The following is a 26,710-nucleotide window of genomic DNA, read 5'->3' on the forward strand; positions in this document are numbered from 1 at the left end:
TGTGCCGGGTATCAGTTGACGACGTTCGCGGCGAGCGCGCTGGCGCGCAGCGCGGCCTCGCGGGCCATGTGCTCGGCGCTGAAGCGCACCGCGATCGCGCACAGCGAGGTGACCAGCACCACGCCGCCGAGCAGGGTGAGCGTGGCCTGCACGTCGCCCACGCCCTTCATCAGGAAACCGGCGGCCACCGCCCCCACGTTGCCGCCCGCGCCGACGATGCCGGCCACCCCGCCCAGCGCGTTGCGATCGACGAAGGGCACCAGCGCGTAGGTCGCGCCGCAGGCCATGTGGGTGAACAGGCCGAAGGCGACCATCGCCAGCACCGCCACGCCGACCTGCCCCGCATGCGAGAACGCCAGCAGGCCGAGCCCTTCGCCGGCGATCAGCACCGCCAGCAGCATCGAGCGCACCGCGAGACCACGGCGCGCGGCGATGCGATCCGACAGCCAGCCGCCGAGCGCCCGCGCGAACAGCGCCAGCAGGCCGAAGATGCCGGCCGCGAGGCCCGCGTCGCGCAGCGACAACTGGAAGTGGTTCACGTAGTAGAGCGAGGCGATGTTGTGGATGAACACCTCGACCCCGAAGCAGGCGCCGTAGGTGATGGCCAGCATCCAGACGCGGTAGTTCCGGGACGCGGCGATGAAGCTCGCCCAGCCGCCCTTCTTGCCGCTCTCGACTGTTTCGCCGCGTGCGCGCAGCGTCACGAAATCGCCGCGCGGGCTGTCCTGCGTGCCGCGCCAGTAAGCCACGGCCATCAGCAGCATGGCGATGCCGGGCACCACCAGCGCGACGCGCCAGGCCGAGCCGTCGCCCAGGCCCAGTAGCAGCGCGGCCGACACGAACAGCGGAATCAGCGCCTGGGCCGCGCCCGCGCCGGCATTGCCCCAGCCGGCGGTGGTCGCGTTCGCGGTGCCCACCACGTTGGGCGCGAACATCACCGAGGTGTGGTACTGGGTGATCACGAAGCTGGCGCCGACCGCGCCGATGCCGAGCCGGCAGAGCATCAGGCTCCAGTAGTCGTGCGCGAAGGCGATCGCGATCACGGGGATCGCGCCGAGCACCAGCAGGCCGGTATAGACGCGGCGCGGGCCGAAGCGGTCGCAGAGCGGGCCCACCAGCAGGCGCACCAGGATGGTGGCGGCCACCGCGGCGATATTGATGTCGGCCACCTGGCCCGCGCTGAGCTGGAACTGCCTGGCGATCAGCGGCATCAGCGGCGCGCAGGCGAACCACGCGAAGAAGCAGACGAAGAACGCCATCCAGGTGAGGTGGAAGGCACGCATCGGCGCGGTGCCGAAGCTGAACAGATCGATGCGGGTGGCCTTGTTTGACATGTGGGGTCTACCAAAACGAAACGGCGTCCTGCGAATCCGGTCGAGAGACCGGATGCACAGGACGCCGTTGTCCAGAAAGCCCGTCGCCGGGCCGCTCAGTATTCGTTGCTGCCGGGCACGTCGCCGTTGACGCGCCCGGTCGATGCTTCGCAAGCGTCGTGCCAGACGAGGGTTTTCCTCGTCCGGCCTGGCTTTCCGGCGATTTCGCGGGTGCTTGCACCGGCCCGGCGCGTCACGCGATGACGCAAGCCCGCACAGTTGTGGTGCGGCGCAGCACTGCCGACGTGCGATCGTCGTGCACCGCGAGCGGGTGCCGCCCCGGGACCTGCCGGCCGCCGCCGGCCGCTCGGCCCCATCGGCCGCGCGCCCGCCTGCCGCGTCGCGCCGGCCCTCCAGCGTCGTCGTGCCGCGCCGCAATGAAGCTGGCGCGCTTATTGCAATAAAGGAAACGCGCCGGCAACGATGTCGGCGCACGCAAGACAGACGAACCGGGCCGCGCGACGTATCGCGGCGGCCCATCCGGACAACGGCGTCCCGAACGCCCGGCCGCATGGCCGGCGCGCGGCGTCGTGCGGTTCCGGCGGCGCGCGCCGCCTCGTGCGCCACACTGGAACTGACGAGAATGACGAACCCCACTGGCAAGGTCACCCTGCTCGGCGCCGGCCCAGGCGATCCCGAGCTGCTGACGATCCGCGCCGCCCGGCGCCTGGCCGCGGCCGACGTGGTGCTGCTCGATGACCTGGTCGACCCCGCCGTGGCCGAACTCGCGCCGCGGGCGCGCATCGTGCGCGTCGGCAAGCGCGGCGGCTGCCGCTCCACCCCGCAAGCCTTCATCGAGAAGCTGATGCGCCGCTACGCGCTGCGCGGGCTGCACGTGGTACGCGTCAAGGGCGGCGACGCGCTGCTGTTCGGCCGCGCCGGCGAGGAACTGGCCGCCCTGCACGCGGCAGGCGTGCAAGTCGAGATCGTCAACGGCATCTCCTCCGGTTTCGCGGCGGCCGCCGAACTGGGCGTCTCGCTCACGCATCGCCGTCACTGCCAGGGCGTGACCTTCGTCACCGCGCACCTGCAGGACCACGGCGAGCCCGACTGGGCCGCGCTCGCGGCCGGCGGCACCACCCTGGTGATCTACATGGGCATGAACCGGATCGAGCGCGTCGCCGCCGGCCTGCTCGACACGCTCCCGGCCGCCACGCCGGCCGCCGTGGTGCAGTGGGCCGGCACCGCGCGTGCGCGTGCCTGGCACGGCGCGCTGGGCGCGCTCGCCGCCGATCCGGCCGCCGCCGGCCTCGGCAGCCCGGCGGTGATCCTGGTCGGCATGGCGATCGGCGAGGCGCTCGCCATGCTGCCGCCGCAACCCGGCCAGCCGGCCATCGACGCGGAGCGCCTGTCCGATGCGGCTTGAGCCTGATCGCCGCGCCCCGCGCGCCCCTCGCCTTCGTCCGATGGCACCCTGCCGGTCGCGCGGGCTGGCATGCACCTGCCCGGGGCCGCTGGCATGATGGACGCGCACGACGCCCCGCGCCCGCTGCGCGTGCTGCTGGTCACCGATACGGACAAGCCGATCGGCGCCCTGCGCGACGCGCTCGCGCGGCTCCACTACGAGATGCTCGACGAGGTGGCCACCCCGGCGCGCCTGCCGGCCGTGGTCGAGAAGGAGCGCCCGGACGTGGTGATCATCGATACCGAATCGCCCTCGCGCGACACGCTCGAGCAACTGGCGGTGATGCACGCGCGCGCGCCGCGCCCGGTGCTGATGTTCAGCCCCGATGCGGACCAGCAGCTGATCCGCGCGGCGGTGGGCGCGGGCGTGAGCGCCTATCTGGTGGAGGGCCTCTCGCCCGAGCGGCTCGCGCCGATCATCGAGGTGGCGCTCGCGCGCTTCTCGCACGACGAGGCGCTGCGCCGTCGCCTGGCCGAGGTCGAGAACGAGCTGGCCGACCGCAAGCTGATCGATCGCGCCAAACGCCTGCTGATGGAGACGCGCCGGCTCGGCGAGCAGGATGCCTATGCCACGCTGCGCCGCCGCGCCATGGACCAGGGCATCCGCATCGTCGAAGCCGCGCGGCAGATCCTCCTCGCAGCCCGAATTCCCGATGGTGAAGCATGATGAAACCGACTTTCCCGCCGCCCGAACGCCGCGAGCTGCGGCTCGGCTTCGTCGCCCTGAGCGACGCCGCGCCGCTGGTGGTCGCGCAACGCCTGGGGCTCGGCGAACGGCACGGCCTGTCGCTGACGCTGGCGCGCCAGCCTTCCTGGGCCAGCCTGCGCGACCAGTTGCTGACCGGCCAGATCGACGCCGCGCATGCGCTCTACGGGCTCGTCTATGGCGTGCAGTACGGCATCGGCGGGCCGCGCGCCGACCTGGCCGTGCTGTCGGTGCTGAACCGCAACGGCCAGGCGATCACGTTCTCGAACCGCCTGGCCGATGCCTGGCGCGAATCGGGCGAGCTGCGCGCGGCGCTCGCCACGCTGGGCCGCAAGCCGGTGTTCGCGCAGACCTTCCCCACCGGCACCCATGCGATGTGGCTCTATGCCTGGCTCGCCGCGCACGGCGTCGATCCGCTGCGCGAGGTGCGCAGCATCGTGATCCCGCCGCCGGGCATGGCCGAGGCGCTGGCCAGCGGCGAGCTCGACGGCTTCTGCGTCGGCGAGCCCTGGAACGCGGTGGCCGAGGCACAAGGCGCCGGGCGCACGGTGGCCGCTTCGAGCGAGGTCTGGCACGACCATCCCGAGAAGGCGCTGGCCTGCCGCCGCGAGTTCGCGGCGCTCTATCCGAACACCACACGCGCGCTGATCCGCACCCTGCTCGATGCCGGCGCCTGGCTCGACCTGCCCGGCAATCGCGCGCGGGCAGCCGAGTGGCTGGCCTCGCCCGAGGCGCTCGACGTGCCGGCCGCGCGGATCCTGCCGCGCCTGCTCGGCGATTACGGCGACGGCGCGTTCGCGAAGCCGCCGGCGCCGGTGCGCTTCCACGATGGTGGCGAGGTCAACCGGCCGCGCGCGTCGGATGGATTGTGGTTCGTCTCGCAGTATCGGCGCTGGGGCATGTTGACGGCCGAGCACGACGACGCGGCGATCGCGGCGGCGGTGACGCAGACGGCCTTGTATGAGGAAGCGGTGGCGGGGTATGTGCCGCTGGGGGACGAGCCGGGACGGTAGGCAGCCGAGGCCGGTTCGCGCCGATCTCCACGTGGAAATTGGCGCCACGCATCCCGTGGATATGAGCCAAGCCGCCGCGACGGCAGTTCGCCATCGAGCCGCCGTCACGGCATGCCTGGCTCTCGATGCAAAATGCCGCTCGACCTGTGAACCAGATCGGGCGGCATTTTTTCGACGGCATCGACCAGCGCGACCAGCGCGCCGGCCGGGCTACAAGCCAGCCAGGATGTCGTTCAGCTCGGCCGCGATGGCCGCATCGCTCGTCGCGGGCGCGCGCAATGCATCGATCGCCTCGGCCAGCGCCGCGAGCGGCGGGTTGCGCATCAGTTCCACCAGCGCGATATCGGCACCGAGCCTGGCGCGCACCGCCGTCTGCACCTGCATCGCCGCCAGCGAATGCCCGCCCAGCTCGAAGAAGCGATCGCCGCGCCGCACCGGCTCCACGCCGAGCACGGCCGACCAGATGCCGGCCAGGGCCAGCTCGGTCTCGCCCCGCGGCAGCGCTCCCGTCTCCTCGCCGGCCTGCGCGGCCGGCTCCGGCAAGGCGCGCCGGTCGATCTTGCCGTTCGGGTTGAGCGGCAGCGCCTCCAGCACCATCACCGCCGACGGCACCATGTAGTCGGGCAGGCGTTCGGCCAGCGCCGCACGCAAGGCCGCGCCCTCCACCGCCGCGCCGGCGGCCGGCGCGACATAGGCCAGCACGCGCAGCCCGCTCGGGCCCTCGCGGGTGATCACGGCCGCCTCGCGCACGCGCGCGTCCTGCAGCAGCACCGATTCGATCTCGCCGAGCTCGATCCGGAAACCGCGGATCTTCACCTGATGATCGGCGCGGCCCAGATAGGCCAGCGTGCCGTCCTCGCTCCAGCGCACGATGTCGCCCGTGCGATAGAGCCGCGCGCCCGGCACGGCGGCGAACGGGTCGGCCACGAAGCGCTCGGCCGTCAGGCCCGCGCGATCGTGATAGCCGCGCGCCAGCAACGGCCCGCCGATGCAGAGTTCGCCCGCCGCGCCGAGCGGCACCGGGTTGCCCTGCATGTCGAGCACCGCCAGCCTGCGGCCGGGCAGCGGGCCGCCGAGCGGGACCTGGGCCGGCACCTCGGCCGCCGCGTCCTTCAGCATCGCGCTGCAATCGAAGTAGGTCGCCGTGACGGTCGCCTCGCTGGGCCCATAGGTATTGGCCAGCGTGAGCGCCGTGAGCCCGGCCGCGCGCCAGGCGCGCACGCCGTCGGCCGGCATCGCCTCGCCGCCGGCATGCACGCAGCGCAGCGTCGCGAGCGCGGCGCGCGCTTCGGGCCGCGCGGCGAAATCCTGCGCCAGCGCGTTCCAGTAGGCGGTGGTCAGGTCGGCCACGGTGATCCGCTCGCGCTGGACCTCCTCGGCGAAACGTCCGGTGCTCCACAGCTCGGGGCCGCGCACGATCAGGGCCGCGCCCGAAGCCAGGGTCGGGAAGACCTGCTCGACGAAGCCATCGAAATTGAAGGTCGAGATCTGCAGCACGCGATCCTGCTCGCCGATGCCGAACATGCCGATCGACACCTCGGCATGGCGCGCCAGCGCATCGTGCGTGATGCCGACGCCCTTGGGGCGCCCGGTCGAGCCGGAGGTGTAGATCAGGTAGGCCAGGTGGTCGCCCTGCACGGCGCACACGGGCGCGCTGGACGGATGGCCGCTCGTCGCGGCCGCCAGCTCGGCGATATCGAGCGTCGGTACCGGCATGCGGCCGCGATCGTCGGCGCCCGCGCCTTCGGTCAGCGCCAGCGCGATGCCGCTGTCCTCGATCATCATCGCCAGCCGCTCGGCCGGATAGGACGGATCGAGCGGCACGTAGGCGCCGCCCGCCTTCAGCACGCCGAGGATCGCCACGATCATGCCGGCCGAGCGCTCGATCGCGATCCCGACGCGCACGTCGGGGCCGACGCCGGCCGCGCGCAGGGCGTGAGCAATGCGGTTCGCGCGCGCGTCCAGCGTGCCGTAGTCGATCGTCTCGCCGTCATGCACCAGCGCGACGGCCGAGGGCCGACGCGCCGCCTGCTCGGCGATCCGCCGATGGACCGGCGGCAAGGGCGCGACTTCGGCACCGCGCCCCCAGCCGGCCAGCGTGGCGCGCTCTTCCGACGGCAGCGGATCGAGCGCGCCGAGCCGCGCCTCGGGGTCGGCCGCGAAGGCGTCGAGCAGCGTGCCGAGCTGGCCGGCCAGGCGCGCGATCTGCGCCGCCGTGAACAGGTCGCCCGCATAGGCGAACTCGATGTCGAGCCGGCCCGCCGGGCTCTCGCCGGGCGTCGCGGCATGCGCCGCGCGAGCCTGCGTGACCGACAGCGTCAGCGGGAAGCTGGTGCGGTCCTCGTTGCGCAGCCCCGAGAAACCCAGGCCGTGCGGCGAGGCATCGTCGAGGATCGCGTCGACCGGGTAGTTCTCGAACACCAGCAAGGTGTCGAACATCGGCTGGCCGCCGTCGATGCCGGCGCCACGCTGGATCTCCACCAGCGGCAGGTGCTCGTGCTCGCGCGCGGCCACGCCGTCGCGCTGCACCGCCGCCAGCCACTCGCCCACGCGCATCGAGGGCGACGGCGTGCCGATCACCGGAATCGTGTTGATGAACAGGCCGAGCATGCGATCGGCGCCCGGCAGCGCATCGGGCCGGCCTGCCACGGTCGCGCCGAAGCTCACGGTGGCCTGCCCCGTGTAGCGCTGCAGCAGCACCAGCCAGGCGGCCTGCACCAGTGCGCTCAAGGTGGCGCGCTGCGATTTCGCGAAGGCGGCCAGGCGCGCGGTGCGAGCCGCGTCGCAGCGCAGGTTCAGCACGCCATGGCGCGCCGCGTGGGCGGCCTCGGCGCCCGGCGCCGGCAGGGCCTGGGTCAGCAAGGTCGGGCCGTCGAGACGCGCGGTCCGCGCGCGCCACCAGGCATCGCTGGCCTCGCGCGGCTGCTCGGCCAGCCAGCCGATGAAGCGGCGATAACGGGCCGGCGCCTCGGTCGGCACGGCGCCGCCATAGATCGACAGCACCTCGGCCAGCAGTTGCGCCGCGCTCCAGCCGTCGAGCAGCACATGATGGAAGGTCCAGACCACGTGATGCCGCGCCTCGCCCGTGCGCAGCAGCGTGACGCGCCACAGCGGCGGGCGCGCCAGGTCGAAACCGCGCGCCAGATCGTCGGCCGAGAAGCGGTCGAGCCGCTCGGCGAGCGGGGCCGGGCCGTCGCGCCAATCCTCCAGCGAGAACGGCGTCGTCACCTCGCGCGCCACCCACTGCCGCGGTTGATCGTCGAAGCTCAGCACGCCGGTGCGCAGCACGTCGTGACGCTTGGCGACCGCCATCCAGGCGGCCTCGAAACGTGTCACGTCGAGCCCCTCGACGTCGACGCGCAACTGGTTCACATAGGCATGCTGCTGGGCGCCGAGCAGGCTGTGGAACACGATGCCGGCCTGCATCGGCGCCAGTGCATAGAGATCGGCCAGCTCGGCGGCCGGCACCGGCAGCGCGTCGAGACGCGCCTGGTCGATCGCCGCGAGCGGCACGTCGGACGGCGTGAGGCCGGCCGCGCCGCTGGTGCAGTGTTCGAGCACGACGGTCAGCTCGGCACGCAGCTCCACCGCCAGCGCGTCGAGCGTGGCCGCGTCGTAGCGATCACCGCCCGGGTGGCGCAACGCGATCGACAGCTCGCCGTCGCGGATCTGCGCGGCGATGTCGAGCGCGTGGGTCGGCCGGTTCTCGGCGCCGACGCCGCGGCCGCCGCGTTCTGCCGCCAGGCGCCAGGCACCCGCGCCCAGCGAGCCGTCGAGCTGGCCCAGGTAGTTGAACAGCACGTCGGCATCGCGGATGTCGGCGAGCGCTGCCTGTGCGGCGGCACTGCCGGCATATCGCAGCATCCCGAAGCTGTTGCCGCCATGCGGCACCGCGCGCCGTGCCTCCTTGACGCGCTTGATGGCCGAGCCGAGCTCGCCGCTCGCCGCCAGCGGCAGCGGATGAAGGCTGGTGAACCAGCCCACCGTGCGGCTGACATCCAGCTCGCCGAGCGGCGCGTCGCGGCCATGGCCTTCGACGTCGATGCGCAGCACCTCGCGGCCGGCGAAGCGACACAGCACCCGGCCCGTGGCCACCAGCAGCAGATCGGCAAGCTGGGTTCGGTAGGCCGCGTTGGCGGTTTGTTGCAGGGTTTGCGTGGCGGCGCGCTCCAGCGTGACGGTGGCGCTGCAGGCGCCGGCCGGCGTGCCGGCACACTCCGGCAGCGACGCGTCGATCCCGCCGAGCGTGCGCCAGTAGTCGAGGCTGCCAGCCACCTCGTCGGCTTGCGCCGCCTCGTGCAGGCGCCGTGCGAAGCCGGGATAGGACAGTGTCGGCGCCGGTAGCGTGACCGTCTCGCCGGCATCCAGCTGGCCGTAGGCACGATGCAGGTCGTCGAGCAGGATGCGCCAGGAAACGGTATCGACCGCCAGATGATGGATCGCGATCGCGATACGCCAGCTACCGTCGCTCACGCCGATCACGAGCGCGCGCAGCAGCGGGCCGCGCTCGATGTCGAGCGCCGACTGGATCGTGTCGCAAGCCGCATCGATCGCGGCGGGTTCGATGCCGCTCAGCGTCGCGACCAGCGGTGCCGCATCCGGCGCCGCGAGGTACTGCCGCCAGCCTTCGGGCGTCGAGGAAAAGCGCAAGCGCAAGGCCGGATGCGCCGTCATCACGGCACGCAGGGCCTGCTCCAGGCGCGCTGCGTCGGGGGCGGTTTCCGTGGCCAGCAGCACCGACTGGTTCCAGTGATTCGGCTGCGCGAACGCCTTCGACAGGAACCAGGCTTGCACCGGCATCAGCGGCACGCACGCGCCGTCTGCCGTCGCGTCGGCTTCCTCGGCGGCCATCGGCCGCGGATTCGCGCTGCCCTGGTACAGCGGTTCGGCCACGGCGGCCAGTTCCGCGACGGTCGGCTGCTCGAAAATCTGCCGGGCAGTCAGGCGGTAGCCGGCTTGCCGGGCGCGCGCGACGATCTGCAAGGCCAGGATCGAGTCGCCACCGAGTTCGAAGAAATCGTCGTGACGGCCGATGCGCGCGCCGCGCAGCAGCGTCGACCAGATCGACGCAAACTCGGCTTCGATGCCTTCATGTGGTGCTTGGTAGTTCGCGCCCTGCTCGGTTTCAGCGGCGGGCAACGGCAGCGCGCGGCGGTCCACCTTGCCATTCGGATTGAGCGGGAGCGTGTCCAGCACCACGATGCGCCACGGCACCATATAGTCCGGCAGCCGAGCCGCCAGCGAGGTTCGCAGTGCGGCGACATCGGGCGCGGTGCCTGTCACGTAGCCCACCAGCTTGCCTTCATGCGCGATCACCACGGCCTCGCGCACCGAAGCATCCGCCGTCAGCGCCGATTCGATTTCACCCAGCTCGATCCGCAGGCCGCGAATCTTCACTTGATGATCGATGCGACCCAGATAGTCGATCGCGCCATCGGCACGCCAACGCGCGAGATCGCCCGTGCGATAGAGCCGCGCGCCCGGTTCGTCCGCGAACGGATCCGGCACGAAGCGCTCCGCCGTCAGGTCGGGGCGGCCCAGATAACCACGCGCCAGCCCCGCTCCGCCCAGGTACAGCTCGCCCGGCACGCCAGGCGGCACCGGATTCAGCCTCGCGTCGAGCACCCAGGTCTGCGTGGCCGCGATCGGGCGGCCGATCGGCACCGCGCGGCCGGCTTCGTCCACGCAAGCCCAGGCCGTCACGTCGATCGCCGCCTCGGTCGGCCCATACAGGTTGTGCAACTCCACGCCCGGCAGCACCGCCGCCACGCGCTCACGCAGATCCGCCGGCAAGGCCTCGCCGCTACAGACGATGCGCTTGAGCGTCTTGCCGCAAGAGGCGGCCGCGTCGGGCATCGCCACGAAGGCCTGCAGCATCGACGGCACGAAGTGCAGCGTGCTGACGTCATGCGCCACGATCGTCTGCGCCAGTTCGGCCGGATCGCGATGCGCGCCCGGCGCCGCGATCGCCAGCCGCGCGCCCACCATCAACGGCCAGAAGAATTCCCAGACCGATACATCGAAGCTGAACGGCGTTTTCTGCAACACCGTCTCGCCGCGTTGCAGCCCGTATTCGCGCTGCATCCAGATCAGGCGGTTCGACAGGCCATCGTGGCGGTTGCCCACGCCCTTCGGGCGCCCCGTCGAGCCTGAGGTGAAGATCACATAGGCGAGGTTCGCGCCGTGCAATTGAACATCGGGATTGGTGGCCGGGAATGACGACGTGTCCAGCGTGCCGAGATCGACACGCTCGACACCCTCTCGCGACGGCAGATCGAGCCCACTCTGTGCAAGCAGCAAACCAATCCCACTATCGTCGATCATCGCGGCGATCCGATCGGCCGGATACGAAGGATCGAGCGGCACATAAGCCGCGCCGGCCTTCATGATCGCGTACAAGGCGATCACCAGTTCCAGCGAGCGCTCGGCAGCAACACCAACCCGCGACTCCACGCCGATCCCACGCGAACCCAGCCAATGCGCAAGGCGATTCGCGCGCGCATTCAACTCGGCATAACTGAGCCGGGTTTCGCCAAACACCAGCGCGTCATCCTCGGGATGCGCAGCGGCATGACGCTCGAAAGCATGAAACACCGGCTCGATCTCGTCGTAACGCGTGCGATTGCGGCTCCAGCCGTCCAGCGTCGCGCGCTCGTCCGCGTCCGTCAGCACGACATCGGCGATACGCATCGACAGGTCGCCCTGCGCGATCGCCTCGACACAGCGCCGATAATGCGCGGCCAAGCGCGCGATCGTCGCTTCCGAAAACAATTCGCGCGCGTAGCTGAATTCGAAGCCAAGCCCGCCCTGCCCATCCTCCTGCGTAGTCAGCATCAACTCGACCTGCGCCATCGCGCTCGGCAGGGGATGCGGCTCGATGCCCAGGCCCGGCAAGCCTTCCAGCACCCGCCAGTCGCGCCGCTGGTGGTTGAACATCGCCTGGAACAGCGGGCTGTGGCTGAGGCTGCGCTCGGGACGCAGCGCCTCGACCAGCGCATCGAACGGCAGGTCCTGATGCGCCTGCGCGCCAACCGTGGCCGTGCGCAGCCTATCGAGCAGCATGCCGAGCGTCTCGTCGCCGTCGAAGCTGGCGCGCATCACCTGGGTGTTGACGAAGAAGCCGATCAGGCGCTCCGTCTCGACGCGGTTCCGGTTCGCCACCGGCACGCCGACGCGGATATCGTCCTGTCCCGTGTAGCGATGCAGCAGCGCCTGGAATGCCGCCAGCAGCAGCATGAAAGGCGTGGCCGATTGCTGCTGCGCGCGAGCCTTCACGGCTTGCGCCAGTTCGGCGGGCACGCCCAGGGCGTAGCGGCCGGCCGTGTAGTCGCCATGCGCGCTGCGCAGGCCATCCATCGGCAGGGCCAGCACCGGATGCGAATCGCCGAGCACGGCCTTCCAGTAGTCGAGCTGGCGCTCGCGCTCGCCGACTTCGAGCCAGTCGCGCTGCCAGGCGGCGTAGTCGGCATACTGGATCGGCAGTTCCTCGAGCGCCCGGGTCTCGCCCGTCACGCGGGCGCGGTAATTCGCGACCAGTTCTTCCAGTAGCACCTGCACCGACCATCCATCGGAGACGATGTGATGCATCGACAAGGCCAGCAGATGACGGCCGCCCTCGCCCCGGTACAGCGCCGCGCGCAACAACGGCCCCGCCGCCAGATCGAAGGCTTCGTCGGCCAGCGAGCGGGCCGCCGCTTCGAGCGCATCGGCGGCCACCGTCTCCTCACGCCAATCGAGCGAGATGACTTCATCGACGAAGGCCTCGACCTCGCCGGCCTGGTTCGCGACGAAGCGCGTGCGCAGCACCGCATGGCGCGCCACGATCGCCGCGAAGGCCTCGCGCAGCGCCGCCGCATCGACCTCGCCCGTCAGCCACAGGCCGCCCGAGACGTGGTACGCGCGATTGTCCGGCGACAGTTGCGCGAGCACCCATTGGCGGCGCTGCGCGTACGACACCTCCACCGGCTGCCCGGCCGCGCGCGTGCGCGGCACGATCGGGAACTGCGCCGAACTCACGCCGTCAGCCTGCATCTTTTCCCAGAACAGGCGTCGTTTTTCCGGTGCCAGCTCGATGAAGCGGGCGGCGATGCGGGCGGCCGTGGTCTTGTCCATGAATGCGTTCAAAGCGTGTCCATAAAGAGATCGAGGCTGCGCAACGCGTCGTCGCCGGGCTGGCTGCCTCGCGCCTGCGCGATGGCCTCGGCCTGCGCGGCCAGCGTGCGGGCCTCGAACAGCGTGGCGAGCGGCAGGCTCGCGTTCAGTTCGAGCCCGATCCGGGCGTTCAGGCGAACGACCAGCAGCGAATGCCCGCCCAGGTCGAAGAAATCGTCATGGCGGCCGATGCGCTCGATGTCGAGCAAACCGGTCCAGAGCGTCGCGAGTTCGGTTTCGATGCCTTCATGAGGGGCTTCGTAATGCGCGCCCGGATCGGCTTCGGCGGCGGGCAGCGGCAACGCGCGGCGATCCACCTTGCCGTTCGGATTCAAAGGCAGCGTGTCCAGTGCCACGATGCGCCACGGCACCATATAGTCCGGCAGCCGAGCCGCCAGCGAGGTTCGCAGTGCGGCGACATCGGGCGCGGTGCCTGTCACGTAGCCCACCAGCCTGCCTTCATGCGCGATCACCACGGCCTCGCGTACCGAAGCATCCGCCGTCAGCGCCGATTCGATCTCGCCCAGCTCGATCCGCAGGCCGCGAATCTTCACTTGATGATCGATCCGGCCCAGATAGTCGATCGCGCCATCGGCACGCCACCGCGCCAGATCGCCCGTGCGATAGAGCCGCGCGCCCGGTTCGTCCGCGAACGGATCCGGCACGAAGCGCTCCGCCGTCAGGTCGGGGCGGCCCAGATAACCACGCGCCAGCCCCGCTCCGCCCAGGTACAGCTCGCCCGGCACGCCAGGCGGCACCGGATTCAGCCTCGCGTCGAGCACCCAGGTCTGCGTGGCCGCGATCGGGCGGCCGATCGGCACCGCGCGGCCGGCCTCGTCCACGCAAGCCCAGGCCGTCACGTCGATCGCCGCCTCGGTCGGCCCATACAGGTTGTGCAACTCCACGCCCGGCAGCACCGCCGCCACGCGCTCACGCAGATCCGCCGGCAAGGCCTCGCCGCTACAGACGATGCGCTTGAGCGTCTTGCCGCAAGAGGCGGCCGCGTCGGGCATCGCCACGAAGGCCTGCAGCATCGACGGCACGAAGTGCAGCGTGCTGACGTCATGCGCCACGATCGTCTGCGCCAGTTCGGCCGGATCGCGATGCGCGCCCGGCGCCGCGATCGCCAGCCGCGCGCCCACCATCAACGGCCAGAAGAATTCCCAGACCGAGACGTCGAAGCTGAACGGCGTTTTCTGCAACACCGTCTCGCCGCGTTGCAGCCCGTATTCGCGCTGCATCCAGATCAGGCGGTTCGACAGGCCATCGTGGCGGTTGCCCACGCCCTTCGGGCGCCCCGTCGAGCCTGAGGTGAAGATCACATAGGCGAGGTTCGCGCCATGCAATTCGACATCGGGATTGGTGGCCGGGAATGACGACGTGTCCAGCGTGCCGAGATCGACGCGCTCGACGCCCTCTCGCGACGGCAGGTCGAGGCCGCCCTGTGCAAGCAGCAAACCAATCCCACTATCGTCGATCATCGCGGCGATCCGACCGGCCGGATACGAAGGATCGAGCGGCACATAGGCCGCGCCGGCCTTCATGATCGCGTACAAGGCGATCACCAGTTCCAGCGAGCGCTCGGCAGCAACACCAACCCGCGACTCCACGCCGATCCCACGCGAACGCAGCCAATGCGCAAGGCGATTCGCGCGCGCATTCAACTCGGCATAACTGAGCCGGGTTTCGCCAAACACCAGCGCGTCATCCTCGGGATGCGCAGCGGCATGACGCTCGAAGGCACGGAATACCGGCTCGATCTCGTCGTAACGCGTGCGATTGCGGCTCCAGCCGTCCAGCATCGCGCGCTCGGCGTCATCGGTCAGCGCAATATCGGCAACCCGCCCATCGGCGCCGACCATCGCCTCGACGCAGCGCTGGTAATGCGCGGCGAACCGGGCAATCGTCGCCTCGGAGAACAACTCGCGCGCATAGCTGAACTCGAAGCTCAGCGTGCCGTCGACGTCCTCGCGCGTATCGAGCATCAGCTCGAACTGCGCCATCGGCGCCGGCAGGCGGCAAGGCTCGATCGCCAGGCCAGGCAGCCCGTCCAGCACCCGCCAGTCGCGTCGCTGGTGATTGAACATCACCTGGAACAGCGGGCTGTGGCTGAGGCTGCGCTCGGGACGCAGCGCCTCGACCAGCACGTCGAACGGCAGATCCTGGTTCGCCTGCGCGCCGGCCGTGGCTTCGCGCAGGCGATCGAGCAGCGTGGCGAGCGTCTCGTCGCCGTCGAAGCGCGCACGCATCACCTGGGTGTTGACGAAGAAACCGATCAACCCGGCGGTCTCCACGCGATGACGGTTCGCCACCGGCACGCCGACGCGGATATCGTCCTGCCCCGTGTAGCGATGCAGCAGCGCCTGGAACGCCGCCAGCAACAACATGAAGGGCGTGGCCGACTGCTGCTGCGCGCGGGCCTTCACGGCCTGCGCGAGCGAGGGCGGCAGGCTCAGCGCATGACGACCCGCCGTGTAGCCGCCCTGGGCGCTGCGTGCGCCATCCATCGGCAGGGCCAGCACCGGATGCGTATCGCCGAGCGCGGCCTTCCAGTAGTCGAGCTGACGCTCGCGCTCGCCCGCAGCAAGCCAGTCGCGCTGCCAGGCGGCGTAGTCGGCGTACTGGATCGGCAGTTCGGCAAGCACCCGGGTCTCGCCCGTCACGCGGGCGCGGTAATGCGTGACCAGTTCGTCGAGCAGCACCTGCACCGACCATCCATCCGAGACGATGTGATGCATCGACACCGCCAGCAGATGACGGCCGCCCTCGCCCCGGTACAGCGCCGCGCGCAACAGCGGCCCCGCGGCGAGATCGAAAGGCGCGTCGGCCAGCGAGCGGGCCGACGCTTCGAGCGCATCGGCGGGCACCGTCTCGGCGCGCCAGTCGAGCGACACGGCATCGTCGATGATCGCCTCGACCTCGCCGGCCTGGTTCGCGACGAAGCGCGTGCGCAGCACCGCGTGGCGCGCCACGATCGCCGCGAAGGCCTCGCGCAGCGCCGCCGCGTCGACCTCGCCCGTCAGCCACAGGCCGCCCGAGACGTGATACGCGCGGCTCACCGGCGCCAGTTGCCAGAGGAACCATTGACGCTGCTGCGCGAACGATGCCGGCGCGCGTTGGCGCGTCGCCTCCGGCAGGCGCGGAATCGCCGACAGCTCGGCAGCGGATTCCTGCGGCGCGGCGGGCGCCGCCTGGATCGGCGCGAGCGCCGGCTGTACCCCGGCCGAAGACGATACCGGCTTGCTCGCCGCCGGTTTGGCCGCCGCCGATTTCTCGGCCAGTTCGGCCAGCGTCAGGCGCTGGAACAATTGCTTCGGCGTGATCGTGATGCCGAGCTTGCGTGCACGCGCCACCACCTTGAGCCCCAGCAGCGAATCGCCGCCGACCTCGAAGAAATTCCGGCTGCGGCCGATTCGGGCGCGATCGATCTCGATCACCTCGGCCCAGATCGTCGCGATCGCTTGCTCTGTCTCGCCGCGCGGAGCGTCGTCGGCGCCGGGCGCCGCATCGGCCGCCTCGCCGGCAGCGGCTTCGGCTTGCGTCGGCGCATTCGCCGCTTGCGCCAGATGATCGTCCAGGCCAGCCCGCAACGCGGCGCGATCGAGCTTGCCATTGGCGTTGAGCGGCAGCGCGTCCAGCGCGATCGCCTCGGCCGGCACCATGTAGTCGGGCAACACGCCCGCCGCCGCATCCAGCAGCGCCTTGCCCGCCGCGCCGCCCACCACGAAGGCGGCCAGCCGCGTTCCGGCCGGCGTCTCATAGGCCAGCACGGCCGCCGCGCGCACGCCATCCAGCTTCGCGAGCCCGCGCTCGACCTCGGCCGGCTCGACGCGATAACCGCGGATCTTGACCTGGTCGTCGGCACGCCCGCGATATTCGAGCAGGCCGTCGGCACCGATCCGAGCCAGGTCGCCGGTGCGATAGAGCCGCTCGCCGGGCGTGAACGGATCGGGCACGAAGCGCTCGGCGCTGAGCCCGGCGCGGCCGTGGTAACCGCGCGCCACGCCGGGGCCGCCGACATACAGTTCGCCATCCTCGCCATCGGCCACGGGCGTCATGCCGGCATCGAGCAGGTGCAGGCGCATGCCGGGCAGCGCGCGGCCGAGCGGCAGGTCGCGCTCCGCGCCGCCGCCCTGCCAGCCGTGCATGGTCACGCCGACCGTGGTTTCGGTCGGGCCATAGTGATTGAACACGCGGCAGGCCGGCGCCAAGGCCGAAACGCGCGCGAGCAGCGCGGCCGGCGTGCGTTCGCCGCCGACGATCAGCGCGTCGGCCGGCAGCACCTGCTCCGGCTGCGCCGCCGACAGCAAGGCGGCCAGATGGCTCGGCACGATCTTCAGCACGCCGACGCGATGCGCCGCCATGTAGCGCGCGAAGGCATCGGGCTGGAATACGAGATCCGGCGCGATCAGGTGCAGCGTGCGCCCCGAGGCGAGCGCGCCGAACAAGGTGGTGTGACCCAGGTCCGCCGCCGGCGTCGACACCATCGCGAACGAGGATTCGGGCTGCGCATCGAGCGTCGCCAGCATGCCGCGCACATAGTTCTCGAGCGCGCGATGCGTGACGATCACGCCCTTCGGCTCGCCCGTGGAGCCCGAGGTGTAGATCATGTAGGCGGCGCGATCGGCATGGCGCGAGCGCGGCACGATATGGGCCACCGGCGCCGCCGGCACCTCCAGGCGCAGGGCCATCGGCACCGCGTTCGCCAGCACGAAGCCGTCGGGCAGCGGCACCGCGTGCAGCAGCACGGCCGCGCCGCTGTCGGCCAGTTGCGCCGCCAGGCGCGCGGCCGGCGCGCGCGGATCGAGCGGCAGCCAGGTGGCGCCGGCCTTGAGCGCGGCCAGCATCGCCAGCACGTGCTCGATCGAGCGCTCGGCCAGCACGGCCACGCGCGATTCGTCGGCGATGCCCTGCATGCGCAGTTGCGCGGCCAGCGCATCGGCCGCCGCGTCGAGCGCGGCATAGCTCAGGCCGCGCTCGCCTTCCAGGCCGTCGCGCAGCGCGATCGCGGCGCCGTCGCGCGCGACGCTGGCATCCCACATCGCCAGGAAGTCGGTATGCGCCGAATCGTCAGTCGCGTTGGCCTGCGCGGCTTCGGCGATCGCCACCGCATCGGCGATGGCGTGCGCGAGCGGTACCTCTGCGTCAATCACCAGACGCGCCGCGAATGCCTGGAAGCGCGCGGCGAAGCGCGCCATGAAGGCGGCATCGAACACCGCGTCGTCATAGGCGAGCAGGCAATCGATCGCCTCGCCGCGATCGGTGAAGTCGAGTGCGAGATCGAAATGCGGCGCGTCGTTGAGCAGCACGCGCAGGCGCGCCTCGAGCGGCGCGAAACCGCGCGTCTCGAACGGCCGCTGCTCGGTCAGCTTGACCTGGAACAGCGCTTCGTCGCCGCTCGCGCGATTCGGCAGCAAGGCGCTCGTCAGGCGGTCGAACGGCACGTCCTGGTGCTCGTGCGCGGCCAGCACCGTATCGCGCGCCGCATCGACCAGCGCCGCAAAGCCCTGTGTCGCGTCGATCCGCGTGCGCAGCACCTGCACGTTGATGAAATAGCCGATCAGCGCCTGCGCCTCGGGCCGCTTGCGCAGCGAGACCGGCGCGCCGACGCGGATGTCGTCGCGGCCGCTCAGCTCGTGCAGCACCGCGTCGAGCACCGCCAGCATCGCCATGAACGGCGTGGCATGGCGCTCGGCCGCGAAGCGCCGCAGCGCCTGGGCGGTGCCGCCCGGCAGCGAGAATTCGAACCCGCGCTGCCGCCCTCGCGCGCCGGCCTCGCGCGGGAACAGGCGCGCCGCGGCGGACGGATCGCCGTCGGCGGCCAGTTGGCCGCGCCAGTAATCGAGCTGTCGCGCGAGGGCTGCCTCGCCCAGCGCGGCGCGCTCCCAGGCGACGTAATCGGTGTATTGCCAGGCCGGCGCGAGCGAGGCGTCGCGTTGCGCCGCCGGATCGACATCGGCCGCCCGGCCGGCGCGTGCCGCGTAGGCTCGCGACAGCGCGTCGAGCAGCACGTTGACCGACCAGCCGTCGGCCACGATGTGATGCAGCACGATCAGCAGGCGATGCGAATCGGGCGCGACACGCAGCAGGTGCGCCCGCAGCAGCGGCCCGGTTTCGAGATCGAACGGCGCCTGCGTGGCTTCACGCGTCAGGCTGTCGAGCGCCGCCGCGCGCGAGGCTTCGGGCAAGCCGTCGAACGTGGTGACGGGCAGCGCGATCGCCAGCTCGTCTTCGATGACTTGAAGCGCCTCGCCCTCCTCGCCCAGTTCGAAACGCGCGCGCAGCACCTCGTGCGCGCGCACCACGTCACCGAGCGCGAGCCGCAGCGCGTCGACGTCGAGCGCGCCGTCCAGGCGCAGCTCGCCGCTCATGTTGTAGGCGGCACTGGCCGGATCGTGCAGCCAGGTGAGCCACAGGCTGCGCTGCGCATCCGAGGCGACGGCCACCCGGCGCGCCGCCGCGTCGAGCGGCCTGAAATCGGCGCCGGCAGCCACGCTGCCTTGCGCGAGGCGCTCGGCGACGCGCGCCGCCGAGGCGCGCAAGCTCGGCGCGGTGAACACGTCGCGCGCCGTGTAGTCGATCGCCCAGCGCGCCTGCACCGCCGAGGCGAGTTGCACCGCGGCCAACGAATTGCCGCCATGGGCGAAGAAGCTCGCCGAGCCGGCCGGCGAAGCCGGCAAGGCAGGCAGGGCCTCGTGCCACAGCACCGCCAGCGCGGCCTCGATGTCGGGATGCACCGGCGGCTCGATCTCATTCGCCACCGGGGCCGAAGCCGCGTCGCCTTGCCGATCGACACGCTGCCCGTGCTCGAGCCACGCATAGGCGTCGAGCGAGCGATCCTGCCAGCCGCGCACGCAGGCGGCGCGCTGCACCTTGCCGCTCGAAGTCTTCGGCAGGCCGCCCGGGTTCAGCAGGACCACCACGGCAGCCGGCTCCCCGCAGGCGAGCGCGACCGCTTCCGTCAACGCGGCCGCGATCGCCTCGGGCGTCGCCAGCTTGCGCACGTTGCGCGAGACCTCGGCCGCGATGCCGATGCCTTCCTGCCCGTTCAGTTCCACCGCGAAGGCGGCCACGCGGCCGCGTCGCACCAGCTCCACCTCGCGCTCGATGCCCAGTTCGAGATCCTGGGGATAGAGGTTGCGGCCGCGCACGATCAGCAGATCCTTGATGCGCCCGGCCACGTACAGCTCGCCTTGGTGGATGAAACCCAGGTCGCCGGTACGCAGCCAGGTGGCGCCCTCGCGCTCGACGAAGCTGGCGGCGGTGGCATCGGCTCGGCGCCAATAACCGGCCGCCACGCTCGGCCCGCGCACCAGGATCTCGCCGATCGCGCCATCGGCCATCACCGCGCCGCTGGCCCGGTCGACGATCTCGATCGCGTGCTCGCTCGGCACGCGCCCGCAGGAAACCAGCTCGGTGCCGTTCGCGTCCGCCTCGGCACGCCCGGCTTCGAGCGCCTCGACCGAGAAACCCGGCGCATGCGCGCCGCGCCCGCGGCCCACGCCGCTCACGTAGAGCGTGGCCTCGGCCAGGCCGTAGCACGGGAACAGCGCGGCCGGATCGAAGCGCTGCGCCACGAAGCGCTCGACGAAGGCGTCCAGCGTGGCCTTGCGCACTGGCTCGGAGCCCGAGAAGGCGAGCCGCCAGCTCGACAGGTCGAGCGCGGCGCGCGCCTCGTCGCCGATCCGGTCGGCACACAGGCGATAGGAAAAATCGGGGCCGCCCGAGATAGTGCCGCGATGGCGCGCAATCGCCTCGAGCCAACGCACCGGCCGTTCCAGGAAGAACTGCGGCGACATCAGCACCAGCGGAATGCCGCTGAACACCGGCTGCGAGAGCGTGCCGATCAGGCCCATGTCGTGATAGAGCGGCAGCCAGCTGACGAACACGTCCTCGGCCGTCACGCCCAGCCCTTCGCGGATCGCGATCTCGTTGGCCCACAGGCTGCCGTGGGTGACCATCACGCCCTTGGGCGTGGAGGTCGACCCCGAGGTGTACTGCAGGAAGGCGATGTCGGAAGCCGCGGCGCGATAGGGTTCGAAGGCGCGGGCGTCGATGCCCTCATGCTCGATCGCATCCATCTCGATCAGCGCGGCGCCGGGCGCGATGCTCGCGAAGGCCTCGCCGAGCTTGCCGGCCAGCGCGCGCGTAGTGACCACGAAGGCCGCCTCGGCATCGGCCGCGATCGCGGCCAGGCGCGCCAGGTGCTGGCCGCGCAGCGATTCGGGCGGATAGACGGGCACGGCCACCGCGCCGGCGTAGAGACAGCCGAAGAACGCGGCCACGTAGTCGACGCCGCTGTCCATCGCCAGCAGCACGCGGGCCGCCTGCGCGCCGGCGCCGCGCTCGCGCAGCAGCGCGGCCAGCGCGCTGGCGCGGCGATCGAGCGCCGCGTAGTCGTAACGGGTGTCGCCCTGCGCGTCGACGGTCACCAGCGCGGTGTCCGCCGCGCGCTGTCCGGCCAGCGCGCGCAGCCGTTCGATCATGTTCTCTGCCATTTCCGTACCTCGCCCTACCTTCATTGCCCCGCCGCGTCATGCGCGGCGTTTCCGGGCGCCATCGCGCCCGGCCCTCGTCTGGTCACGGCCGACGAATCCGACCAATCCGATGCATCGGACAAGCAGCCGTCACTCCTCGCCGTATTCGTGATGCTCGTGGCTGCCGTGCGGCAGATGGCGATGCTCCTTGCCGTGCCAGGCCGGATGCGGCGCATACGGGCTGTCGGGCGAGACGATCTTGTGCTGCTGCCAGTGGCGCGCGCCGGCCTCGTCGGCGGCGGCCGGCCTCGACTGCACCACCACCGGCTCGGCCGCCTGGTGCTTGGGCGCGAAATCGGCGGCGATCACCACCTCGCGCGGCGCGTCGCCGAACGCGTTGCGCGCGGCCTCGGCATCCTGTTTCTGGCGTTTCAGGAACGGGCAGCGATCGTCGGCCGGCACGTTCGCGTCGTCGAGGAAGTACTGCTTCCATTCCAGGTTGCCGGGGTCGCCGTGGAAACCGAGGTCCGGATGCGCGCCGATCTCGTCCCAGCTCTGCAGGCGCTTGCGCACCTGATTGCGCGCCTCGCGGCCGATCACCTTGTTGGTGATGGTGTCGACGAACACGCTGCGCGGCTGGAACAGCAGCACCATGCCGGGGCCGAGGTTGCGGCTGTGGCGCGCGCGGAACGACGGGCAGGCGCACACCACGAAGGTCTCCACGCCGGCGAACGAGAACTCCCAGGCGCCGTCCGAGGGCGGCGGCTGCTGGTCGGCCTTGGGATCGGGATCGACGTCGTGCAGGTGCTGCAGGATCCGCCAGAAGTGCTGGTGGTAGGTCTCGTGCGAGAGCGGTTCGGCGTCGGGCTCGAAGAAGATCGCGATGTTGTTCTTGCGATACTCCGGGCGCGACACCAGCTCCGAGAAGGTCTGCATGGTGGCGGGCAGCTCGGCGATGTCCTTGCCGTTCACGTAGCCGTAGAACATCTCGCCGCGCTTCTCGGCCATGGTGCCGAAGAAGCACGGGTATTCCGGGTGCATCACCTGCTCGCGCAGCGTCGCGTAGGCCGCGTCGAGCCAGGCCGGCGGGTTCGCCGCGGCGCCCAGCGCGCGGCCCGCGATGATGCGGCTCTTCCAGTCGCCCGGATCAAAGCCCTCGCCGTCCGGTGTCGCCACGTCGGTTTGCGGCATCACGTTGACCTCATCCTCGGTTGATCGCATTTCATATCCTTGTTCGTCGCCAGCGCGGGCGAACGTGCCGGGCCGCGCGGAATGCGCGGCCCACCAGTCAAGAGCGGACGGCGGCGCCCGCCCTCAGGCGGACGCGCCGGCCTTCGCGTTTGCATCGAGTTCGGCGACCAGCGCCTGCACCCAGTCGTTCGGGATGATCGGCTGGTGGTAGGTGCACTCGCCCGAGAGCACGGTCGAGCCGTGCAGGCGGCCGTCGGGGATCAGCACCTTGTCGCCGACGTTCATCTTCAACTGCATGCCGACGTTGCCCCAGAACAGCATCTGCCCTTCCTCGATGGTCACCAGGCGGTGGTCGTTGTGGACATGGGTGGTCGAGCACATCTCGAAGGGTTCGACGAAGGTCTCGCGATCGATGCCGGGGCATTCGACGTCGATGCGCTCGCTGATGCGATGCGCGAACTTGATGTAGTGGCGGATCGACGACAGCCACAGCAACTGTTCGCCGAGGTCCCAGCGGGCGCGCTCGCAGAGCCGCTCGGCCGCGGCCGCGCCCTGCACCGCCTGCGTGTAGGCGGGCGTGCCGAACTGCGCGGCGATGGCCTGCAGCGCCTGCTCGAAGCGCGCCACCAGTTCGTCGGCACGGCGCGCGAATTCGCCCGGCTCGCGGCCGGCCGGCACCAGGTGCGCGCAGGCGCGTTCGAGCGCGGCGCCGAAGGCCAGCCACTCGGCCTCGGCCGCGAAGGCCGCGCCGACCAGGCCGAAGGCGCGATCCGGGCGGCGGCCCAGCGCGTACAGCAGGTTGGCCTTGGCGGTGCTGGTCGGCAGGTAGAACTGCCAGTAGGCGTGCTGCTGGCGCGTCACGCCCACCGAGGCGGCCACCTTCTCGAGCAGCGTGTCGGACGGCAGGTCGCCCTGCAGTTGCGGGCGCAAGGATTCCGGCAGCATGTCGAGGAAGCCGCTGGCGGTGGCGCGGGCCAGCGCGCGGCGCCTGGACGGCGCCAGCGCCCAGCGCTGCACGGTGATGAAGCGCAGGCCTTCCTGCAGGTAGTCGTTGCGCATCAGGCGCGCGAAGTTCTCGCCCCAGAATGCCGTCTCGTCGTCGACGATGCGCTTCAGGCGCGCGGCCGCGGCGGCCGGCTCGGCCTCCAGCGCCTGCTCCTGCGACAGGTACTCGAAGGCATAGGCCTCGAGGAAGGGCACGATCTGCGCGCCGAACACCTGTACGTCGTCGCCGTAGAAGCCGCTGAAGTGCTGCCATTCCTCGGCGTCGGCGCTGCGCGGCAGGCGCGCCACGCCCAGCTCGTAGATCGACAGCAGGGTGCGTCCCGAAGCCAGCGCCGGCAGGCGGCTGACGTTGTGCATGCGCACCGGCTTCTGGAACTTCAGGAACTCGAAATCCTCCGGCCGCAGCGGGCGGCGGTGGAAGTCGTCCTCGAGCAGCAGTTCGCTGACATGCGCGCTGCGGAACGCGTGCGCGGCGGAGAACTGCTTGATCAGCTCGACATAGCGTTCGCTCTGGCCGACGAACGGCGAAAAATCAAATAGCAAAGGCATGGCTTGCGTCATGACGAAGGTTCCTGTGAAGAGATCTCGGAAGCGCGCGCTCGGCCAGGCGGCCGACGGGCGCGGAAAGAAGCCGGGAGTGCCGGCGAGCGGCATCGCGCGCGGCGAAGCGGCGCCGGGCGGAATCGCGTGAGCAGCGCGACGGCGATGCCGGCGGCGCGCTGAAATCGAATACCCGGCGCGAGGCGCCCGGGTGGACTGGACGAACTGCAATCGACATCGTCATGCACACGTCAGCGAGATTCATGTTCCCTCCATTGCCCGTGCGCGGTCGCGCCCAGGCATCGTTGGCGCCGCCGCTCAAGTCAACTGCACGACCCTCGCTTCGGCCCGAAGCTGTCGTACGCGGGTAAGTTATAAAAATTCACAATGCAAATCGGAATGATTCGCATTCTATGTTTCAATTTCACGACCACTTCGTGACCGCCGCTGTCACGCATACCCTCACTGCCGGTACACGCTCCCGGAGCAACCGGGTGAAACCGCCCGGGCTGGCGGAGCGCCCGGGCTTGTTGCATGGCGGCGGGACCTGCCCGCCGCCGGGTCGGTTCGATCAGAAGTCCGAGCGAACCGTCAGCATCACGTTGCGGCGATCGCCGAACACGCTGTAGAAGTTGCCGGGCGGACGGATGTAGTAATCGCGATTGAAGATGTTGTTCAATGCGAGCGTCGCCTGGACATGCTTGTTGAAGCGATAGCCGACCTGCGCGTTGAAGATCGCGTAGGCGCCCTGCGAGACGTTACGGGTGATCTGGGTCTGCGCCAGCACGCCGCCGCCGATCGACAGGCCGCGCACCATGCCGCGCGTGAACTCGTAGTTGGTCCACAGCTTGAACTGGTGACGCGGATCGGTGCCGTCGGTCAGGTTGGCCGTATCGTTCTCGAACGACTCGTTCAGGTACGTGTAGCCGGCGTAGATGTTCCAGTTCTCGACCGGCTGGCCCGTGACCTCGAACTCGAAGCCCTCGTCGCGCGCCTTGCCGCCGGGCACCACGAAGGTCGGGTTGTTGGGATCGGTGATCGAACGGCCGTTGTCGTTGATGCGGAACAGCGCCGCGGTGGTCGACAGGCGACCGCCGAGGAAGGTGTTCTTCACGCCGACCTCATACTGCTCGCCGGTACGCGGACCAATCGCGCCACCGCCCGCCTCCGCGCCGGTCTGCGCGGCGAGGAAACGCGAGTAGCTGACATAGGCCGTGGTGGTCGGCGTGATGTCGTAGACGAGCCCGACCGAAGGCAGGAAGCGATGATTCACGTCGGCGTCGGTCGACCAGTCCTGGGTGGTAGGCACCAGGCTCTGCGAGCGCTGCTGGTAGAACGCCAGGCGACCGCCGAGCACCAGCGTGAGCGGATCGAGCAGCTTCACGCGCGCCTGCGTGTAGAAGCCGTACTGCACCTGCCGCACGTTCTGGCCGAAGGTGGTGGGCACCACCACCTTGTTCATCGCATTCGGATCGAACAGGTTGCCGATGCCCAACGACGCGAAGCCCGAATAGGCCGTTTCAGACATCACCGAATAATTCGCGCCGAAGGTCAGCGTGTGGGTGCGGCCGAACAGCTGCACCGGGCCCGACACGTTGGTGTCGGCACCGAACCAGTCGTAGGTATTGCGCTGGGTACGCTCGTTGAACCGGGTCGTGCCATTCACCAGCGCACCGGGGCCGGTATCCGCGTAGTCGCCCTTGGCCAGCATGTGGCGATAAAACAGCGTGGTCTGCGACTTCCAGCCATTCTCGAACTTGTGGACCAGGTTGCCGTTGACTTCCTGAATCGAGGTGTAGCTGTAGTTCCAGTCCGGCGCGAAGTTCTGCGAGTACGAACTCGGCACGCGCCCGACGATGCTCGTCAGCGAGTTGTTGAAGGCGGCCGATGCGCCGTAATCGAAGCCCGAGGCAGGCGAGACCTGGTAGCCGGCCGACAGCGACAGCGTCGTGCGCGGCGTGATATCCCAGTCGAGCGCGCCGTAGGCCGTCACGTCCTTGGTGCGCGAGCGATCGATCGACTGATGCTGGTCGGCGCCGACGATCACGGCACGGCCGCGCAGCGTGCCGTCCTTGTTCAGCGAGCCGGTCACGTCCACCATCTGGCGCACACCGCCGAACGAGCTGATCTGGGTTTCGGTGCCGATATGGAATTCCTTTTGCGGACGCTTGCGCACCAGATTGACGGTGCCGCCCGGCTCGCCCGCGCCGTCGAAGGTGCCCGACGGGCCGCGCAGGATTTCGATGCGGTCGTAGATGCCGAGATCGAATTGCGTCAGGTATTGCAGGCCACCCACGATGGAGGTGCCGTCGAATTCGATGCCGAGCTGCGTGCCTCGCGCGCGGAAGTAGGCCGTGCCGTCACCGTAGTTGACCGAGGTCACGCCCGTCACATAGCGCAGCGCATCCTGGATGGTGGTCAGGTTCTGGTCGTCCATGCGCTGGCGCGTCAGCACCGAGACCGAATAGGGAATCTCCTTGATCGCGGTCGGCGTGCGGCCACCGACAGTGGCATTGCGCGCCACGTACGAGCCGCTGTCCTCCGTGGTCGCATCGGCCGTGGCCGACACGGAGACCGTGGGCAGCACGTTGCTCTGCGCCGCGCTGGCCGCCTGCTGCGCGTGCGCCGCGCCGGCCCAGGTCGCGCACAACGCGATCGCGATCGGCGTCAGCCGGATCGCCCCTGCCTGTCGATACGAAACGCGTCTGCCGCGTCGCCACACGTCCATCGAGATTCCCATTTGTTGACTGCGCTCCAAGTGTGGTTTCGTCCGCCGTCGCCCGGAACAACGACCCGGCGGCCGTTTGTAAGATTCACCGAATGCAAGCGAAATGCTGGCAATGACATTTC

General features: G+C 70.4%; 10 protein-coding genes. 3 read left to right on the plus strand and 7 right to left on the minus strand.

Translation table 11 applies throughout. The features are described from left to right. Positions 1 to 11 precede the first annotated feature (11 nt). A complete protein-coding gene (locus tag FB600_RS01410; RefSeq protein ID WP_036029353.1) occupies positions 12 to 1,334 on the minus strand; it encodes an MFS transporter in 1,323 nt (440 codons plus the stop codon). 622 nt (positions 1,335 to 1,956) lie between these two features. Between FB600_RS01410 and cobA the strand changes: the two genes are divergently transcribed. From cobA to FB600_RS01425, 3 genes are all read left to right on the plus strand, one after another. Further along, positions 1,957 to 2,739 carry a uroporphyrinogen-III C-methyltransferase gene (cobA, locus tag FB600_RS01415; protein WP_145756113.1) on the plus strand — a complete coding sequence of 261 codons (783 nt, stop codon included), beginning with the start codon at positions 1,957 to 1,959 and terminating at the stop codon, positions 2,737 to 2,739. Positions 2,740 to 2,835: 96 nt separating this feature from the next. Further along, positions 2,836 to 3,444, plus strand: coding sequence for an ANTAR domain-containing response regulator (locus tag FB600_RS01420; RefSeq protein ID WP_025099122.1), 609 nt, complete (start codon positions 2,836 to 2,838; stop codon positions 3,442 to 3,444). Beyond that, positions 3,441 to 4,496 carry a CmpA/NrtA family ABC transporter substrate-binding protein gene (locus FB600_RS01425; protein ID WP_105820599.1) on the plus strand — a complete coding sequence of 352 codons (1,056 nt, stop codon included), beginning with the start codon at positions 3,441 to 3,443 and terminating at the stop codon, positions 4,494 to 4,496. Before FB600_RS01420 ends, FB600_RS01425 begins: the two co-directional genes overlap by 4 nt. Before the next feature lie 210 nt (positions 4,497 to 4,706). Here the strand turns inward: FB600_RS01425 and FB600_RS01430 are convergent, their stop codons facing one another. From FB600_RS01430 to FB600_RS01455, 6 genes are all read right to left on the minus strand, one after another. Continuing rightward, positions 4,707 to 12,608: a non-ribosomal peptide synthetase gene (locus FB600_RS01430; RefSeq protein WP_145756114.1), complete on the minus strand. Its 7,902-nt coding sequence runs from the start codon at positions 12,606 to 12,608 to the stop codon at positions 4,707 to 4,709. An 8-nt stretch (positions 12,609 to 12,616) separates the two neighbouring features. Further along, positions 12,617 to 21,133, minus strand: a complete 8,517-nt coding sequence (locus FB600_RS01435) for a non-ribosomal peptide synthetase (RefSeq protein ID WP_261383292.1) — start codon at positions 21,131 to 21,133, stop codon at positions 12,617 to 12,619. Between the two features lie 141 nt (positions 21,134 to 21,274). Next, on the minus strand, positions 21,275 to 22,345 hold the full coding sequence (locus FB600_RS01440; RefSeq protein ID WP_145756116.1) for a YqcI/YcgG family protein: 1,071 nt from the start codon (positions 22,343 to 22,345) through the stop codon (positions 21,275 to 21,277). 93 nt (positions 22,346 to 22,438) lie between these two features. Next, positions 22,439 to 23,881: a peptide synthetase gene (locus tag FB600_RS01445; RefSeq protein WP_145756117.1), complete on the minus strand. Its 1,443-nt coding sequence runs from the start codon at positions 23,879 to 23,881 to the stop codon at positions 22,439 to 22,441. Then, complete coding sequence (locus FB600_RS01450; RefSeq protein WP_124076689.1) at positions 23,853 to 24,125, minus strand: hypothetical protein; 273 nt, start codon at positions 24,123 to 24,125, stop codon at positions 23,853 to 23,855. Before FB600_RS01450 ends, FB600_RS01445 begins: the two co-directional genes overlap by 29 nt. Positions 24,126 to 24,431: 306 nt before the next feature. After that, entirely contained in the window at positions 24,432 to 26,600 is a 2,169-nt protein-coding gene (locus FB600_RS01455) for a TonB-dependent siderophore receptor (RefSeq protein WP_145756118.1), read from the minus strand. Positions 26,601 to 26,710: the final 110 nt, after the last annotated feature.

Origin of the sequence: Burkholderia sp. SJZ089, assembly GCF_007828315.1 — a bacterium.
GTDB lineage: Bacteria > Pseudomonadota > Gammaproteobacteria > Burkholderiales > Burkholderiaceae > Burkholderia > Burkholderia gladioli.